13 protein-coding genes and 1 pseudogene are annotated in these 16,584 nt (G+C 44.6%); 6 read left to right on the forward strand and 8 right to left on the reverse strand.

The annotated features are described in order from the left end of the window. Positions 1-52 precede the first annotated feature (52 nt). Positions 53-1,843, reverse strand: a complete 1,791-nt coding sequence (locus BM292_RS09215; protein ID WP_092857850.1) for a GmrSD restriction endonuclease domain-containing protein — start codon at positions 1,841-1,843, stop codon at positions 53-55. Positions 1,844-2,478: 635 nt separating this feature from the next. Between BM292_RS09215 and BM292_RS09220 the strand changes: the two genes are divergently transcribed. Then, positions 2,479-3,099 carry a DUF6088 family protein gene (locus BM292_RS09220; protein ID WP_092857852.1) on the forward strand — a complete coding sequence of 207 codons (621 nt, stop codon included), beginning with the start codon at positions 2,479-2,481 and terminating at the stop codon, positions 3,097-3,099. An 89-nt stretch (positions 3,100-3,188) separates the two neighbouring features. Then, the gene (locus BM292_RS09225; RefSeq protein WP_245751899.1) at positions 3,189-4,157 is read left to right on the forward strand and encodes a nucleotidyl transferase AbiEii/AbiGii toxin family protein; all 969 of its coding nucleotides are present in this window, start codon (positions 3,189-3,191) and stop codon (positions 4,155-4,157) included. 610 nt (positions 4,158-4,767) lie between these two features. Here BM292_RS09225 and BM292_RS09230 read toward each other — a convergent pair. The 3 genes and pseudogenes from BM292_RS09230 to BM292_RS09250 all read right to left on the reverse strand — a co-directional run bounded on the left by BM292_RS09230 (position 4,768) and on the right by BM292_RS09250 (position 7,963). Further along, on the reverse strand, positions 4,768-5,037 hold the full coding sequence (locus BM292_RS09230; protein ID WP_245751900.1) for a hypothetical protein: 270 nt from the start codon (positions 5,035-5,037) through the stop codon (positions 4,768-4,770). Further along, positions 5,030-5,677, reverse strand: a pseudogene (locus BM292_RS09235) (RHS repeat-associated core domain-containing protein); the annotation flags it as partial. The pseudogene BM292_RS09235 and the gene BM292_RS09230, both read right to left, overlap by 8 nt. Before the next feature lie 789 nt (positions 5,678-6,466). Then, positions 6,467-7,963: an RHS repeat domain-containing protein gene (locus tag BM292_RS09250; protein ID WP_143434088.1), complete on the reverse strand. Its 1,497-nt coding sequence runs from the start codon at positions 7,961-7,963 to the stop codon at positions 6,467-6,469. On the opposite strand from BM292_RS09250, the gene BM292_RS09255 reads away from it, so the two are divergent. From BM292_RS09255 to BM292_RS09265, 3 genes are all read left to right on the forward strand, one after another. Next, positions 7,950-8,687 (forward strand): endonuclease/exonuclease/phosphatase family protein, encoded by a 738-nt coding sequence (locus tag BM292_RS09255; RefSeq protein WP_092857864.1) that lies wholly within the window; start codon positions 7,950-7,952, stop codon positions 8,685-8,687. The two genes, BM292_RS09250 and BM292_RS09255, sit on opposite strands and share 14 nt — an antisense overlap. 199 nt (positions 8,688-8,886) lie before the next feature. Continuing rightward, entirely contained in the window at positions 8,887-10,983 is a 2,097-nt protein-coding gene (locus BM292_RS09260; protein ID WP_092857866.1) for a TonB-dependent receptor, read from the forward strand. Between the two features lie 101 nt (positions 10,984-11,084). Then, positions 11,085-12,656: a phosphoethanolamine transferase gene (locus BM292_RS09265; RefSeq protein WP_092857868.1), complete on the forward strand. Its 1,572-nt coding sequence runs from the start codon at positions 11,085-11,087 to the stop codon at positions 12,654-12,656. On the opposite strand, the gene BM292_RS09270 is transcribed toward BM292_RS09265, so the two are convergent. Together BM292_RS09270 and BM292_RS09275 are read right to left on the reverse strand one after the other, a co-directional pair. Next, the gene (locus tag BM292_RS09270) at positions 12,646-12,858 is read right to left on the reverse strand and encodes a type II toxin-antitoxin system RelB family anti-toxin (protein ID WP_245751903.1); all 213 of its coding nucleotides are present in this window, start codon (positions 12,856-12,858) and stop codon (positions 12,646-12,648) included. The genes BM292_RS09265 and BM292_RS09270 overlap by 11 nt on opposite strands. Beyond that, positions 12,851-13,333, reverse strand: coding sequence for a hypothetical protein (locus BM292_RS09275; RefSeq protein WP_092857870.1), 483 nt, complete (start codon positions 13,331-13,333; stop codon positions 12,851-12,853). Before BM292_RS09275 ends, BM292_RS09270 begins: the two co-directional genes overlap by 8 nt. A gap of 237 nt (positions 13,334-13,570) precedes the next feature. On the opposite strand from BM292_RS09275, the gene scpC reads away from it, so the two are divergent. Further along, positions 13,571-15,088 (forward strand): succinyl-CoA:acetate CoA-transferase ScpC, encoded by a 1,518-nt coding sequence (gene scpC, locus BM292_RS09280; protein WP_092857872.1) that lies wholly within the window; start codon positions 13,571-13,573, stop codon positions 15,086-15,088. A 73-nt stretch (positions 15,089-15,161) separates the two neighbouring features. On the opposite strand, the gene BM292_RS09285 is transcribed toward scpC, so the two are convergent. Both BM292_RS09285 and BM292_RS09290 read right to left on the reverse strand, forming a co-directional pair. After that, positions 15,162-15,431, reverse strand: coding sequence for a TFIIB-type zinc ribbon-containing protein (locus tag BM292_RS09285; RefSeq protein WP_092857874.1), 270 nt, complete (start codon positions 15,429-15,431; stop codon positions 15,162-15,164). Positions 15,432-15,497: 66 nt separating this feature from the next. Continuing rightward, on the reverse strand, positions 15,498-16,547 hold the full coding sequence (locus tag BM292_RS09290; RefSeq protein ID WP_092857876.1) for an isopenicillin N synthase family dioxygenase: 1,050 nt from the start codon (positions 16,545-16,547) through the stop codon (positions 15,498-15,500). Positions 16,548-16,584: the final 37 nt, after the last annotated feature.

Below are 16,584 nucleotides of genomic sequence, written 5' to 3' on the forward strand. Positions count from 1 at the left end.
GAGTTTTAAATAGATTGAAGACAATCATGTATAAGTTTTCTCATCTTTAAGATCAAAGGCTGTCATAATACTCTTTGATCATTGTTGCCATTAAAAAACGGCGTCCCGCTAGGAACTCTTTGTAATTTTCTGCGGTAGTATTGAATATGAGCTCAGGAATAGCATTTTCGGCTAAATTTCTCTGTAAATCTTCTCGATCACAAATTTCGCCAAGTCTTAAATTTCCGGATTCAATCTGTTCAAGAACCATTAACATGTATTCTTTCGGTGGTAGGTCTTTAATCGCGATGTTGATTGCTGTTTCTGTCAACGCAAAGTTTGCAATCTGGTTGTAATCTCCCTGTTTCGGGAATCCATGACGAATAAGGTGATTCTTGGGAATTATGTGGTGCATATCGCCATGCCCCTCGATCATCTGTGCGATATTAATCGACTTTGAAAGGAATCCCCGCCCTCCTTTTGCAACTCTTGCTGCTAAATATGTTTGGAATGCAGGACTACGCTTGCTTGGTGACTCGAGCTCCTGAACTAAAGTTACATCCCAAAAACTATCACTTAGAACTGAGGCTTCAAGAGTGCGTAAGTATTGTTCCGCACCGTGGTCCTTAATACGACGTAAGTCAGTTTCCCACGTGGATTCAAAGCTTCCCACGGCTCTTCCGGTCAGTAATGTCATAACGAACCAGCGTTTTACAATTCTTGCTCTCTCTCCCTCATTCAGCTGATCGTCCAACCGAAGGCGCAGGTAAAGTGCATATGCGAAATTCAATGCATTCTTTGACCCAATCATGCTGGCATCGATATACCCAGCAGACTTGATCATCGTTACAAATCGCTCGAGATGCGTCTTACTCACAAGTAGATCTAATGCTTCCGCAAAACGAGAATACGCGGCTGGAATAAGATTTTCATCAATTTTTCTCGTTTGTGGGTCAAGCCCGGATAGCTCACTAACAATTGCTCCGGCTTTACCACGACTAAATCCAACTAGACCGGCAATACGAATGACATCGGTATAGTCAGGTTGAAATAACTCGTCCGTTTGATTACTTAACCACTGAATTTTCCTAATATGCTCCGATTTTGCGAACTCTTCATCGTTCTCTTTAATATCATCAAATGCGTGCCCAGAGACCGTCAGGTGACAGAAATAATCAATTAGCTTCCGAAGATTGCGCCCTTCATTGCCGTACGTGGCAATTTTACTCATTACAAAATCAGCACTTGATAGCGGAACACCTTTGGCATTGATCCGAACGAAGATCTCTGCAACCGTTTCTACATCCAAATCGTCTGCCAATGAAATGACACCTACTTGCGCATGCTCAACAGCGGCGAGTCTCGCCGAGGCTTGTTCAACTTGGTCTTGATCAACATCTGGATTTTTAGCGAAATAATTTCTCAGAAAGCTCAGCTGACTGGAACCGGAAAAAAACTCACTAATATCGTGAATCCATTGGGAGCTATTGGTAATCGCTGGCGTTCTCGTCGCAAACTCTTCCGTTACAGGATTAAACGAAATAGCGATCCGCTTTTTTTCATAACGGTTACCAATCACCGTTTGTCCCGCAATTGCGGCCCTCAACGCTGTTACTCGTTGTTGGCCATCGATTAGTATTTGTTGATGTGCTGCGACAGCTCCCCCCTTTAATTTGGCGCCAACAGATTGCCACGTTATCAGATAACCAACCGGATAACCGTTGTAAAGTGAGTCAATTAAGTCCCTGACCTGAGATGTTTTCCAAACAAATGGTCGTTGTAGTTCCGGAATTGCTATTTTATCGCTACGAACGTCAGCAAGAATTTGACTGATCGCTGTTTGCTTTACTTCATATTTTGCCATGTCGTCCCACACTTTCTAATTTAAATCGTGAATTTGTGTGAAGAGTCCATTCGTTTCAGGACACTCATTCACAGTAAGGTGGATTATCTTTGATAGTTTCTAATTAAGTTGAGGATTACATTTTCCCTCTCAAGACATCAAGTATTAACGTTCCAGTGTAACTATCCCATCAAATAATACAGCCCACTCGTAGAGTGTCTTGTGACCTTAAAAGAGTCGGGAAAAATCAGGCCTTACCATAACTTTAGTTGATATTTTATCTAAATAAACCGAGTTTCAACTTTTCCCAGTTCGGGATCGCTGTAATCCCCCTAAGAATCGAAGCAATTTTAGGGGGAAAGTTGAATAATAGCGAAAAAATGCAGAATATGACCCAAATATTTTTACTTCATCCAACGGCCTTTCATGTCGATAAAACACGAAATAATCGACAAACAATCCTGTTGCGTCGATAGACTCGACATAGGTAAAAGTACGCATCTCGAGTCTTTAGAAGTATTTACAGCCACCGTCTTACCCTTACCCAAATAATTGGTTAGGTGGATCAAACAATCCTGACATCAATGACCATGTACATTGGGCAATTAAAGGTGTATATTTAATCAACACAGCATTTCATAGTCAGGATTATCTCAATGTCTATCACCGCACAAATTGAGTCTCGGATTGCTCGCATGAGAAAAGGTGTTCCTTTTTCCATAGAGGGATTTTATGAGCTAGGCACGGAAAGTGCTGTCCAGAAGGCTTTTAGCCGATTGGCGAAGTCAGGCGAGATTGTGCGTGTGTCAAAAGGCTTTTACGTTCGTCCTAAGTCAATAGAAAACTTACCGGGGGCGAAGGTAATGCCCAGCCCAGAAGAGGTCGCAAAAGCTTGGGCGAGAAATTACGGGTACAAACTTGTTTCGAATGGCTTTGAAGCGGCATATCGCATTGGACTGCAAACTCAGGCTCCTGCCCGAACTATTTATTGGACGAACGGCCCATCGCGTGAATTTAAAGTGGGGAATTCAACTGTTGAAGTGAAGCACGTCGCATCGAGTAAGCTTAAGTGGCTGAACCAACCTGAAGGTATGATTCTTCGAGGCCTTTCGGTGATGGAGCCAGAACACTTCAAGCCCGAGCAGTTACGCAAGGTATTTAAGCGATTATCGTTGACAGGAAGTGAGAAGGAGCGTGTTCTCAGCAACGTCAAGCATTCTACGCTGAATTCGCAATGGCGCCAAAAGCTAGCGCAAGTTGAGAGCGCGTCAGTGTGATGGACATATTTGATTACTATAGAACTGAAGCGAAACGAGCGGAACTAAAATTAATCCTCGAATATGCTGCGCAGAACTCCGCAAGAGGTTTGGCCGCTAATTTTTTAGAGAAAGATATTTGGGTGACCGAAGTACTGCGGTTGCTTTACGAAGAAGATTTATTGGATGGCCATGACGTGGCTTTCAAAGGTGGAACGGCTCTTAGTAAGTGTTACAGCACCATTGAGCGATTCTCTGAGGATATTGATTTATCGATTCATTGGGCTGACTTAGCAGAATCCGATGATGAAGCTGTCGCATGGGAGCAAACAACACGGAATCCCAGTCAGCAACGTAAATTTAGACGTGAACAGAGAGAGCGTTTAGAAGGTTGGACCAACGAATTTGTTCAAAGGTTGAATGGAAGACTTTCCGATTATGGCATTGAGGGGCTGAGCGCTGAAATTGAAGAAGGCTCTGGTGGTGAGAAAATCGACATTCACTTTCCACATGTGGCATTCCAGGATGATTCTTATCAGTTAGAGCATGTACTGCTCGAATTTGGCGGCCGTAACCGGGGCCGGCCGACGGTTTCTAAACCCGTAACGACTTACCTGTCAGAAATAGATGCGATTGCAGAGTCCCATACGTTACCGATAGCTGCAGTGGAGGCTTACCACCCGGATTACATTATTTGGGAAAAGCTAACCGCACTTCATCAATTCTGCACGCAAGAAAACCCGCTTGATACGGTGCGGTTGTCCAGACATTGGTATGATGTAGACTGCATTCTGAAAAATCTCTATGAAGGCTCATACCAAAACATGGAAGCACTGCAAGACGTGGTAGCGATGAAGTCGGCAAGGTGGGCTACTCGAGGCGTTTCCTTTGAAGCCATTCTTTCCGGTAAGTTGGTGCTAATCCCAACGGGGCGGCTGCTCGAAGATATCAAAAAAGATTACGACCAGTCCGTAAGCGGTGGAATGTTCTTTAGTGCCCCCGATAGCTTTGCCGGCATCATTGAGCGTTTAGCCGAGCAGCAAGATCTAATTAATAGCTTTTTGAACGGACGGCGTTAATTTCGATATTTGGAATAAAGCGATCTCGTTTGTTGGCATTATTAAATTATAGGCTAATCTACACACCTAAAGTCCGGTTAAAAGGTGGAATTTTTTCCACCTAAAAACTCAGGATTTTTCGGAGATTTAGAATTTCTTGTCGCGAGGCAAAGGTCAAAATTTGAAATTTTGGAGTCGGTTTTCTGTGACCAAATTTGTCATTAAACGGCCTCAAAAGTGCCAATTTCGACACCAATTAAAAAATTAAAACACCGTTTAACCCCTTGCTAAACCAGGCTTTAACGATTTACCACCGAACCTATGATTGCCCTCCGGAGGCAGAGGTCACAGGTTCGACTCCTGTCGGGTGCGCCATATATCAAGGCTATTAACGCAATAGTGTCCACTAACTAAGCATTTTATGTATGACCAAAAAAATGCAGAAATAAAGTTCTTCTGCTGTTACCAATGGGATATGAATTTTTACGATAAGAAACTGATGGCTTTTGCCACTAAGCATGGCATTGACACGAGACCTTGCACCGTCTCATCTGAATAGTGAATAACTACTACTGTCTTGATGTGAGCAAAAAACAAAGCCCCGCTAGGGCGGGGCTTTGGATTCAAATCATTAATCTTCAGGAATGTTTAATTTCTCTTTAGAGCCTAGAGTTCCCAACCAAACAAATAAAAATGCAAATGCTGATTTCTTAAACAAATATGCGTAATATCCCCATCCTTCACTACGTTTAACTACATATTGCCCTGAATCCGCTATACCCGAAGAAAGTATGATGAATACGTCATACAGAAAAGGAAGTGATACCAAAAGCATACAAATCTTAAAGGCAAGCAGATACCTTTTGTCCAAATAGACAACTAAACGAGTTCTTTTACTCATGATTGATCTCTTCTTTTATTTCATTTTTGATGACTGATTGAGTCGCATCAGATGCTGCGTCAATTCCATTTTTAACAGCTGGGGCGCTATCTAATGCACCGTTAGCAATCTTGGCCATAGTTCCAATTGATTTAGCACCTGTTACGTGTAGCGCTGTTTCTTTCGTTACACCAGCGACAGGATCATCTCTCTGAAGTGCAGATCCAACTCCAGCTAAGAATGAGCCTGCCCCTGTTACAGCCGCAACCTCAGGTTGACCAGCAATCAAGGCAACAACAGTAGTACCGGCAAGAGTATCAGATATCGCGCTTAGATTTTCAGGAGAAGTGGAATTCGCTATCGCCTGTCGGCCACTCTCGATAGAATTGTTGATCTTTGTTGTTGCGTGATCAGCGGATGAAAACCCGAGCATCTTAGCCCACATATTAGCTTCTTCCGAAGACTTACCTGTGGGATCTTTATATTTGTATGGATTATTGTTGGCGTAGGCATATCTGTTAAAACCGTGTATGCCGTTTGGAGTGCTTAAGTGATCTAACGCACCTACAGGGTCATTCGAATAAAACCGACCGATAACTGGATCATAGTATCGTGCCTGCATATACGTCAGCTCAAGGTCATCGTCTTCCAAATGACCTGTGTAGCCGAGACCATCCGCCTGCTATGGCGCATCGTTATGGCGCGCTACCAGTTGCGAGCCTAAATAGTAATACTCAATGTAATTGCCATTCCTGTAGGTCGCTAGTAACGTCCCCTGTTGGTTATACAGGCTGTAGGTCTTAATTCCACCCGAGGTTTTCGACACGCGTCGACCATGACCATCATATTCATAGGTTATACCACCTGAGCTGATCAAGCGGTTAGCTCGGTTTTAAATAGAATTAAAGACGCGCCTTCTTCATTGACCAAAGAGAGCTTTCTCGGAGAACAATACGCTTATCAGCTAGACGATGGCTCTTACTCCATTGATTCTGGGGAAAACGATATTCGGGCTATCTATGACCAAGAAAATACAGAAATAAAGTTCTTCTGCCGTTACAAACGGGATATGAACTTTTACGATAAGAAACTGATGGCCTTTGCCACCAAGCATGGCATTGATACGAAACCTTGCACCGTATCATCTGAATATTGATCAGCGACGACTTGCCTTGATGTGAACAAGAACAAAGCCTCGCAAGAGGCTTTGTTTTCAATGAGAATGTTAACTCCACTTATCCAATATCATTGTTACCATATTTAGATAAATTTTTACGATACGTGATATAGGAAATAACAGTTAAAAACAAAAAGCAGCCAATCGAAAACGCAAATCCCCGAAACAATCCACTTTCAACAGAGATCAAACCTCCTACTAACGCTGCAAGAGCAAAATATACAATTAACTGTAATTTATATAATTTAAAAAATGACATTGCTGTTTCCTATGCTAATTCAACTCTTCTTTAATTTTTTTATCTGCAACGGATATAGCAAGATCTCCAGCCTTATTTGCCAAACCAGTAGTTGTTGAAGTAGTTTGTCCCGCAGTCGTACCAACGATAGCGCTTCTAGTGGTTCCAGATATTTGTGCAGATATTCCCCCTGCATTAGACATTGCATCTAACTTTGAGGCGAACTTATTAGCGATTTTACCACCCAATGCACCACCGGCAGCTCCGGTTGCAGTACTGACTACCGCATTTTCTACAGAAATATCTTTACCATTTGCTACATCCTGAGCAACTGATCCAGCTCCACTTGCAACAGCACTAACCGCAGCGGTTTGTTTAACTGCTTTACTTGCAGTAATTGCACCTTTCAGCGCTTGGGTCGCTGCTCTACCAGCAAAACCACCAGTCACGGCACCGACGGCACCTGCTATCGCAACATCACTCCAATCAACATTTTGACCAGTTCCAAGTTGAGCACCAAGCTCAATACCTGCACCAATGATTGCTCCCCATAAAAACTCACCATCTGGGTCGGTGTATTTGTAAGGGTTGTTATTGACATATAAGTAGCGGTTGAACGACATAACCGGATTTTTAGGCGTCCAACCAACCGGATCATTCGAATAAAACCGCCCAATCAGTGGATCATAGTATCGTGCCTGCATATACGTCAGCTCAAGGTCATCGTCTTCCAAATGACCTGTGTAGCCGAGACCATCCGCCTGCTGTGGCGCATCGTTATAGCGCGCTACTAGTTGCGAGCCTAAATGGTAATACTCAATGTAATTGCCATTCCTGTACGTCGCCAGTAATGTCCCCTGTTGGTTATACAGGCTATAGGTCTTCAGTCCACCCTCGGTCTTCGACACGCGTCGACCATGACCATCATATTGATAGGTTATACCACCAGAGCTGATTAAACGGTTAGCCCGATTATAATTAAAACTACGCGTTCCATTTGAAGTCACACTGCCACGGCTGTCATAGCTAAAGGTTCGCGAAACTGCACCCGACACACTAGCCAATCGATTCGAGCTATTGTAGTGGTAATTGATATTCTCGTTCCCCACCGTCTTACTGATGATGTTGCCAAGCGCATCATAACTAAAATAACCACTACCCCATGCACCATTGGCACTTGTCAATCTATCAAGACGGTCGTAGCCGAGCGTCAGAGTGTTGACAGGCATTAGAATATCTGTGATTGCCAGTAAATTGCTATTCAGATCGTAGTGGTAAGTATGCTCAAAAAGTGCCGTACTATTGCTAATCGACCGCATGTCAGGACGAAATTTTGCGTCCAAGCTCTGGTTAAACAACAACCCGTTTCCGTATTCAAACTCGAGTAATTGACCCGTTTCAGTCTCGAAGTGGGGCATAAATATGCTACGAGATGACTGTGTTATAAATGGGGTATTTACAATACAATCTATACAGTTCGCAAAATAATTAGCCTGCAGATTTTTACAAGGCAGAATTGTGCTTAAACCCAAAGTTGTGATTCCTCAGCAGTTCATACACGAGCAACCTATTCATCATGGGGAAGAGTTCGGTGTATTGTGCTGGAATACACAGAAGCTTACTGAAACACAAAACTTTCAGCGTGTTCTGGCGGATGTTTTAGCCAACTACCCCTGCTTATTCCTCTTGCTTCAAGAAGCAAAATTAAGCACAAAAAGTAACTGGCTTTTGCCGCAATGGTCATACGCTCTTGCGCCGAATATGCAAACCCGTCGCTCGACTTATGGTGTGCTCACAGCTAGTCAATATGCGTTTACAGAAGCTCAAGCGCGTCTCAGTCATAAGCGCGAAGGCATGTTTGCAACACACAAAAGTTACATGCTGTCCTACCATTCGCTGGCCGAGGGCGGTTCATTATTGGTCGCTAACGTTCATGCCATTAACTTCGTTCGTGCGAACCAATTTTCAAAAGAAATCGAACTCATCAAAGCAGAGATATTGGGTCACAAAGGGCCGCTGATTGTGGCTGGCGATTTTAACGTATGGAGTCGGCAGCGCCGCTTACGCCTGCTGCAATTTTGTCGTAGCGTCGGGCTTCGACAAGCCATTATGGTAGACCCACATCATATAAAAACCTACCGACAGCACCCACTAGATTTTATTTTTTACCGCGATCTTTCCTTACTTGAAACGTCAGCAATCGACACCCGTACGGTGTCCGACCACAACCCGCTGTATGCGCGTTTTAAATTATAACAATAAGAAACTTTCTTCATACGCGCGTCGACAGACTTAGATAACAAAACCTGCATTCAGGCACTTTTAAACTTCATTTATTGCAATTAGGAATGATTCGCATTAACATGCTCACCGTTCGCAAAGTAATGCGCAATCGGTCGACGCTGCCGAGAAAATTTTAAGACAATTTACTGACACTCAATTGGAGATCCCCAACGTGAAATTCAGACTGACAACTATCGCCGCGGCTATTTTAATAAGTCACACCGCAACCGCACAGGAAAGCAATGACGTCGAGCGAATTGAAGTCAGGGGTCAGCATTTGTCGGTGAGTGAATCCAATTCGGTGAAAACTCCAACGCCAATTATCGACGTGCCACAGAGCCTCACCATCATCACCGCGGAAGAAATTTCTGAACGCGGGATCACCAGTATTGGCGAGATTATTGACTACACACCCGGTGTGAATACGACTCAAGGTGAAGGCCATCGCGACGCTGTGGTTTTCCGTGGTGTGCGCTCGACGGCTGATTTTTATCTCGATGGTAACCGTGATGACGTGCAGTACTACCGTGCGCTATACAACATTGAGCAAGTCGAAATTTTGCGTGGCCCTAACGCCTTGTTATTTGGTCGTGGCGGTACCGGTGGTATTTTAAATCGAGTTTCAAAGAAGGCTGATATTGGTGGTGAATTTACTGATTACACAACTTCGGTAAACTCATTCGGTGGCTTAAATGCCGCTATCGATACGAATGTCACCATGAGCGACAGCTCAGCGCTACGAATAAATGCAATGTACGAGCGCGTTGAAAACCATCGTGATTTTTATGATGGCGATCGTTACGGCTTTAACCCAACGGCGCGGTTTGAATTATCAGACGACACCACGCTTAATCTTTCTTATGAATATGTTAATCATGAGCGTTTTATCGATCGTGGTGTTCCGACTGGTGCCGATGGCCGCCCTGTTGAAGCTTTCGAAGAGATTGTGTTCGGTGACCCGCAGAACAACTTCACCGACCTTGAAGCTCACATCTTCCGAGCAGCGGCCGAGCATAACTTTAGCGATGCTGTAAAAGGTAACTTCAGCGCTTTTTACGGCGACTATGAAAAAGTGTACTCGAATTTCTACGCTAGCGATTACGACGCGACAAACAACATTGTGGAGCTTGACGGTTACATCGACAGCACGTCTCGCGATAACTTGATTCTATCCGGTAATATTGTTGGCGAATTTGAAACCGGCAATATCGGGCATACACTCATTGTTGGTTCAGAGTTGATTTCGACGCACTCTGATCAAAATCGCTTTAATCCAGTTTTCAGTACCACAGGTTCTGACCAAGAATTATTTGATATTCAGCGTCCAATCAACATCAATGGGCTCGCAGGTGTCAACGCGGATGGTGAGAACTTTACCGTAAGTTTTAGCGATCTGAATGATGATACCCGCGTGAAGTTAGATGTGGTATCGGTTTACGTACAAGATGAAATTGCGTTATCTGATTACTTTGATGTGGTACTCGGCGCGCGTTTTGATCAATTTGATATTGAAGTATTTAACGCCGACCCAGCCGTATTAGAAACCCGCAGTCGCACTGACAATGAAGTTTCACCACGTGCTGGTGTCATTTATAAGCCGATGGAAAATATCTCATTGTATGCAAGTTACAGCCGCTCATTTTTGCCGCGCAGTGGTGAACAATATACTGATATTAACGGCGACAATGACAAGCTTGATCCAGATACTTACAGCAATCGCGAAATCGGGCTTAAATGGGACTTTGTACCAGGAATGAGTTTCACGGCAGCGATTTTTGAAAATGAACAAAGCTCGCCGCAGCCAGCCGACAACGATCCGTCAACCTTAGATATTATTGACTCGGACATTAATGGTTTTGAATTACAGTTCAAAGGCCAAGTCACGGACAACTGGTATCTTACAGCGAACTACAGCAATCTCGATGGTGAAATTGTAGATCGCACAGGCCCAACCGGTCGCACACCACGTGAATTACCTGAGCAGACATTCTCGGTTTGGAATACTTACCAGTTTACCGACAAGTTTGGTATGGGGCTTGGTGCTACCTATCAGGATGACAGTTTTATCGACAACGGTAATACCGCAGTGATGCCGAGCTATACTCGCATTGACGCATCGGCCTATTACCAAATTTCTGATGATATGCGAGTCCAGTTGAATATTGAGAACCTGACCGATGAGCTTTATTTCCCGAATGCGCACTCGACGCATCAGGTTACCGTCGGGGCGCCACTCAATGCCTCATTGTCACTCGTCGGGTCATTTTAATCGGCACGTTGTTGCCAAAATATTAAAATTTCTTAAGCCTTACTTAATATTTCCCTCATAGCATACCGTTACGCATCGATTTGATGGTAACGGTATGCAATATGAAACGAATCAACGTTAATTTCCCAGCGGTGCTTCTTGGCGTAACCGCATGGTTGGTTTTGGCTTATTCAGTCGCACTTCGTGATGCGCTTGAGAGCTATGCTGTATATCCCATTACGCAGGTGAAGCTATTTGTTTTCGTTGCCTGCGTATATGGCATCATGTTAGTGCTTGCCAGAATGCTCAATATTTTCAAACCCGTCGCAATAAGTCTGATTCTATTGGCAGCGCCAGCCGCATTTTATATGCAACAGTACGGTATTTTAATTGATCCAGATATGTTGATTAACGCTCTAGAAACCGACCCTGCTGAAGCGAATGATCAACTTTCCGCCGGCCTGTTTATGCACTTCATTTTTATGGGGATTATGCCGGCGTTGATTCTGATTTTTCTTAAGATAACTCCGACAAGCATATTTAAAAGATTGAAACAGGGCGTTGTTATTGGGCTCTGCTTTACAACTTTTTCGGTTGGTATTGTGATGACAAGTTATGATGACTTTGCATCACTTTTCCGAAATCATCGCGATATTAAATATCGCATTGTGCCATTTAACGTTATCTCTGCTTCGGTTTCCGTTGCGAAGCAAAAGCTACGTAGACCCGCAGAATTTGTCGCGCAGGGCAAAGATGCATTCCGTGAGATCAGCGCAGAAACAAAGCCAAAAGTCATGGTTGTTATTCTCGGTGAAACAGCGCGTGCCGATCACTTTTCGGTAAATGGGTATCCGCGCCCAACAACACCTCGACTCGAACAATTAGAGCGCACCGGTGAAATCGCTAGCTATGATGAAGCAGTATCTTGCGGTACCGCCACAGCCATTTCTGTACCTTGCATGTTTAGCTTCTACAATGCAGATAATTATGATCAAGCCGCACGCAATACGACCAACGTGCTCGACGTATTAGACACAGTCGGTATAAAAGTGACCTGGGTTGAAAACAATTCCGGTTGTAAAAACGTTTGTGACCGTATCAATACCATCACAATGCCAGAGAACGCCTGCACACAGAATGACTGTTTCGATACGGTGTTAATTGATAAATTTCGAGAGTGGCTGCAGCAAGTTCAAGGCGATTCGGTATTAGTCCTCCATCAAATGGGGAGTCACGGACCGGCTTACTTTGAGCGCTCGCCAAACGAATTGAAAAGATTTCTACCCGAGTGCACAAGCGCTGAACTAACTGATTGTGCACGCGAAGAAATTGTGAATGCCTACGACAACAGTTTAGTGGTGACTGACGAAATGGTCGCGGCGATTATCGAGTTACTGAAAACCGATACGCGACTAGACGCCAGCTTAATGTACGTTTCCGATCATGGTGAATCACTCGGCGACAATGGGGTGTATTTGCATGGCTTACCCAAATGGTTAGCACCGAAAGAGCAAACCCATATTCCTTGGATTGTGTGGCCAAGTACTCGCTTCAAAGCCGATGCTCAAAAGGACAACCAGCAGGTTAGCCATGACAATCTTTCACATACATTGCTGGGCTACTTCAAAGTCAAAACCAGATTATACGATCGTCAGCTTGATTTGATTGCTGAGCGAGATAGTTTTATGAACTAGGTTCTAAAACGAATATCTCTTCAACGGGCACATTAAAGTAATTGGCTAGCTTGAGAGCAATAACCACCGATGGTGTAAATCGGCGTGTCTCAATTGTACTAATCGTTTTGCGTGATACCCCAATCGCATCAGCGAGCTCTTGTTGTGACAAGCCTTGCTGTGCTCTGAAGGCAGGTAAATTATTCAGCACCTGATCATCCATGATCATCTTCTCCTTGGCCACGCATTTCCCATAAAACAGAAATTGACCAAACAAGAGTTCCAACAACGATTAGCGACAGACTGTACGTGCTCACTGTGACATAGCTGCCAATCGCCGTCGTTGCTAAATTTTCACCAATAAGCACGCCTGGGATAAGTACAACAATTAATCCGACAAACGCTCGTGCATTCGCTTTACGGCTGGTTTCACGGGTGAATTCGTCATTATAAATACCAAGCATTTCTCGCCAACCACCGGTTAATTTATGGTTGCCGACACTCATTCGAGTAACCACGCCAACAAACAGCAACGCCACTAACACCATCAGTATATTCGGCCATTCGCCCGCATTGATATCAGCTAGTTCCAGCCATTTCGCGACCAACATGATCGCAAAGTAGACACCACTAATAAGGGAAATATATGCGCCATACTTGAGCGATTTTGCCTGCGCCTCTGCTGACCATTTTGACATTGTTTTGTCCTCCTATTAGGCATCGATTGATACCCTTAGGTTTCAATATATAACCTAAAGGTGTCATTTTGCAACCCTGGGGTATCAAAAAATCAAAAGAATATTTATTTACCGTTAGACTTTGGTCGTAACTGCACCTCAATCGTGAAGGTTCGGCGTACAATACCGCACTTCTATACCTGCATCCCATTAATACACAAAGAATGCAGTCTTGTGAGTTAACCTACAGGTAATGTCATGTCTAAAAATTCCCGTATTTTATGCCCCCAACTGAAGCACTTAGTCATGAGCGCCGAAGAAGCGGCGAAACTCATTTCACCTGGTGCTAATGTTGGCATGAGTGGTTTTACCGGAGCCGGTTATCCTAAAGCCGTTCCGGGTGCACTAGCAGAGCGTATTCGAGCTCATAATGCGCAAGGTGGAAAACCATTTCGTATCAATGTACTCACCGGTGCCTCAACCGCGCCAGAACTCGACGGTAAACTCGCTGAAGTGGATGGCATCGAAATGCGTCTGCCATTTCAAAGCGATCCGATTTGTCGCGATCGAATAAATTCTGGCACCATGAACTACGCTGATTATCATCTTTCCGAAGTGGCGCAATATGCATGGTCGGGATTCTTCGGGAAAATGGATATCGCAATCATTGAAGTTGTGGGTATTCGTGAGGACGGTTCGTTGATTCCATCATCGTCGCTTGGTAATAACAAAACTTGGATTGAGCAAGCGGATAAAGTAATTCTCGAAGTAAACTACAAACAGCATGAACGCTTAGAGGGCATGCACGACGTTTATTATGGCGCTGCCTTGCCGCCTCACCGTAAACCCATCATGTTGACGGAGCCGAACCAACGTATTGGCGACCTGTACCTGCGCTGCCCGATTGAAAAGGTCGTGGCCATTGTTGAAACCAATGCACCAGATAGAAATACACCATTTAAGCAACCAGACGACGCTTCACGACGAATCGCGGAACATATTCTGGCGTTTTTTGAGCGCGAAATAAAAATTGGTCGTTTACCAAAGGAATTACTGCCACTGCAATCTGGCGTGGGCAATATTCCAAATGCCGTGCTCGAGGCGCTCGACACGGGTCCATATAAAAATCTGACGGCTTATACCGAAGTGATTCAAGACGGTATGCTCAAGATGCTGAAATCAGGCACGCTACAAATGGCCTCCGCAACGGCTTTTTCTTTAAGCCCAGAAGGGTTAGCTGAGTTTGATGAGAATATTGAGTTTTATCGCGAAAAAATTCTATTGCGCTCGCAAGATATCAGCAATCATCCAGAAGTCGCACGTCGCCTTGGCATCATCGCTACAAATGGCATGATCGAAGCCGATATTTACGGCAACGTGAATTCTACCCATATTATGGGAACTCGCATGATGAACGGAATTGGTGGTTCCGGTGACTTTGCTCGCAATGGTTATCTTTCAATCTTTATGTCGCCATCGACCGCAAAAGGCGGAAAAATTTCCTCGATTGTGCCGATGGTTTCCCATGTCGACCATACCGAACATGATGTAAAAATCATTGTGACTGAACAAGGGTTGGCCGATTTGCGTGGATTATCGCCTCGCCAACGCGCTCGCTCTATCATTGAAAATTGTGCTCATCCTGATTTCAAAGATCAGCTGCACGATTACTTCGAGCGTGCCTGCGCCAGCGGTCGTGGTATGCATACGCCACACCTGCTGAATGAAGCGCTCAGTTGGCATGAGCGCTTTGAGCAAACCGGAGACATGAAGTAAACCCAACGCGAGGCGCTGAACGGTTATTTTGATTGATTCAGCGCCTGAATTGCAATTAGCTCGCGCTCACTAACTAAAAGTCAAAAAGTTCGCCCAACAAACTCTTTTTCTTATATTTTTTATGCCCGTAACCTTTGTCATAGCCACGATCGTAATGACCTGCCTGCTGTTGCGGAGGAGACGTTCTTGAAGTTGGCGCTTCTTGCGGCGCGGAACGTTCAATAATTTTGTCTAACTCGCCGCGATCTAACCAAACCCCGCGACAACTTGGGCAATAATCAATTTCAATACCTTGACGCTCCGCCATCACCAAATTTTCTTCTTTACATACTGGACACTTCATTGCCGTTTCCTCTGTTTTATTATTGTATACATAGAGTTTAACAATAGAAGTTAGTTCCTCTTCAGTTTAAGCGTGGCATTCGTCACAAATGTCAGCGGTAGGCATGTGTGCAAAGCTTTTCGCTAGTAAATGCCTTAATGGCTCGTCGCAGTAGTGTTTGCGCGTTACATGGGTATGCGAGCGCAAGCGCCCTTTCAACACATTATTGCCGACATCGGTCAGTAATGGGTTTCGCGGATCAACCGATGGGCCATGAGCGCGCGATTTTAATTCTGGCGGCAAAGAAAGTACCGGAACCGTGGCAGACAATTGCGCGGCCATAAAAAAGGCGATTGAGTAACGTTCGTTGCCATCCATTGGGCTTTGCACTTTATGATTTGTTGCTTTCAAATAGCCGTTCGATGCAAGTTCCAATAACTCACCGATATTCACGACAAATGCCCCCGGAATTGGTGCGACATCAATCCATTCATTGCCGCGCTCAACTTTGAGGCCACTTTGCGCGTCTTGCATCACCAGGGTCAGATAGCCCGGATCTTTATGCGCTCCAACGCCCTGCTGCACAGACTGTTGTGCCGGATAGCGAATCAGCTTGGCATGCGTATATGGCTGGGCACCAATGGTATGGTCAAGTGCGTTTCGACCTGCACCTAACGATTCACAAAGTTTTTGTAATAAGTTAACCGTGATGTCGCTTAACTTACTTTGTAGCGTCGTCAATGCCGGCTTGAGCGTTGGCATGGCGCTCGGCCATAGGTTAGGACCAATCAGTTTTTGCCAAGGAAACTTAAGTTGCTCCGCAGAAAGCGCGCGCTCTTCATTCATCCAATCAAATTGCTCGCGCGCATCGAGCCGACCAGCGGTCATTTCATTGCCGATAGCGTTATAGCCACGAAAATGTGGCGAATGGATCATATCAACCGCCTGCTTTTGCTCGGCTGAAAGCTGAAAAAATGCTCTGCTAAGTGCTAAATATTGGTGTTGCGCCGCAGAGCTGATACCGTGATCGACAAGGTAAAAAAAACCGACTTCACTGGCGGCATAGCGCAACTGCGCCAAGCCCTCGTCGGAATCAAGCGATTTTAAAGAGATAATCGGTAATGTCGCTGCGTTCATAAGCGGCTCCTATTAGCGTAATGACGCTCAATATAAG

Origin of the sequence: Pseudidiomarina tainanensis, assembly GCF_900115255.1 — a bacterium.
GTDB classification, from domain to species: Bacteria; Pseudomonadota; Gammaproteobacteria; order Enterobacterales; family Alteromonadaceae; genus Pseudidiomarina; species Pseudidiomarina tainanensis.

Excerpts from the sequence above, each read along its gene's own strand:
- BM292_RS09285 (WP_092857874.1), bottom strand. The coding sequence starts at position 15,431 with ATGAAGTGTCCAGTATGTAAAGAAGAAAATTTGGTGATGGCGGAGCGT.
- BM292_RS09270 (WP_245751903.1), bottom strand. The coding sequence starts at position 12,858 with ATGGATGATCAGGTGCTGAATAATTTACCTGCCTTCAGAGCACAGCAA.
- BM292_RS09230 (WP_245751900.1), bottom strand. The coding sequence starts at position 5,037 with ATGAGTAAAAGAACTCGTTTAGTTGTCTATTTGGACAAAAGGTATCTG.
- BM292_RS09290 (WP_092857876.1), bottom strand. The coding sequence starts at position 16,547 with ATGAACGCAGCGACATTACCGATTATCTCTTTAAAATCGCTTGATTCC.
- BM292_RS09220 (WP_092857852.1), top strand. The coding sequence starts at position 2,479 with ATGTCTATCACCGCACAAATTGAGTCTCGGATTGCTCGCATGAGAAAA.
- BM292_RS09215 (WP_092857850.1), bottom strand. The coding sequence starts at position 1,843 with ATGGCAAAATATGAAGTAAAGCAAACAGCGATCAGTCAAATTCTTGCT.
- BM292_RS09265 (WP_092857868.1), top strand. The coding sequence starts at position 11,085 with ATGAAACGAATCAACGTTAATTTCCCAGCGGTGCTTCTTGGCGTAACC.
- BM292_RS09275 (WP_092857870.1), bottom strand. The coding sequence starts at position 13,333 with ATGTCAAAATGGTCAGCAGAGGCGCAGGCAAAATCGCTCAAGTATGGC.
- scpC (WP_092857872.1), top strand. The coding sequence starts at position 13,571 with ATGTCTAAAAATTCCCGTATTTTATGCCCCCAACTGAAGCACTTAGTC.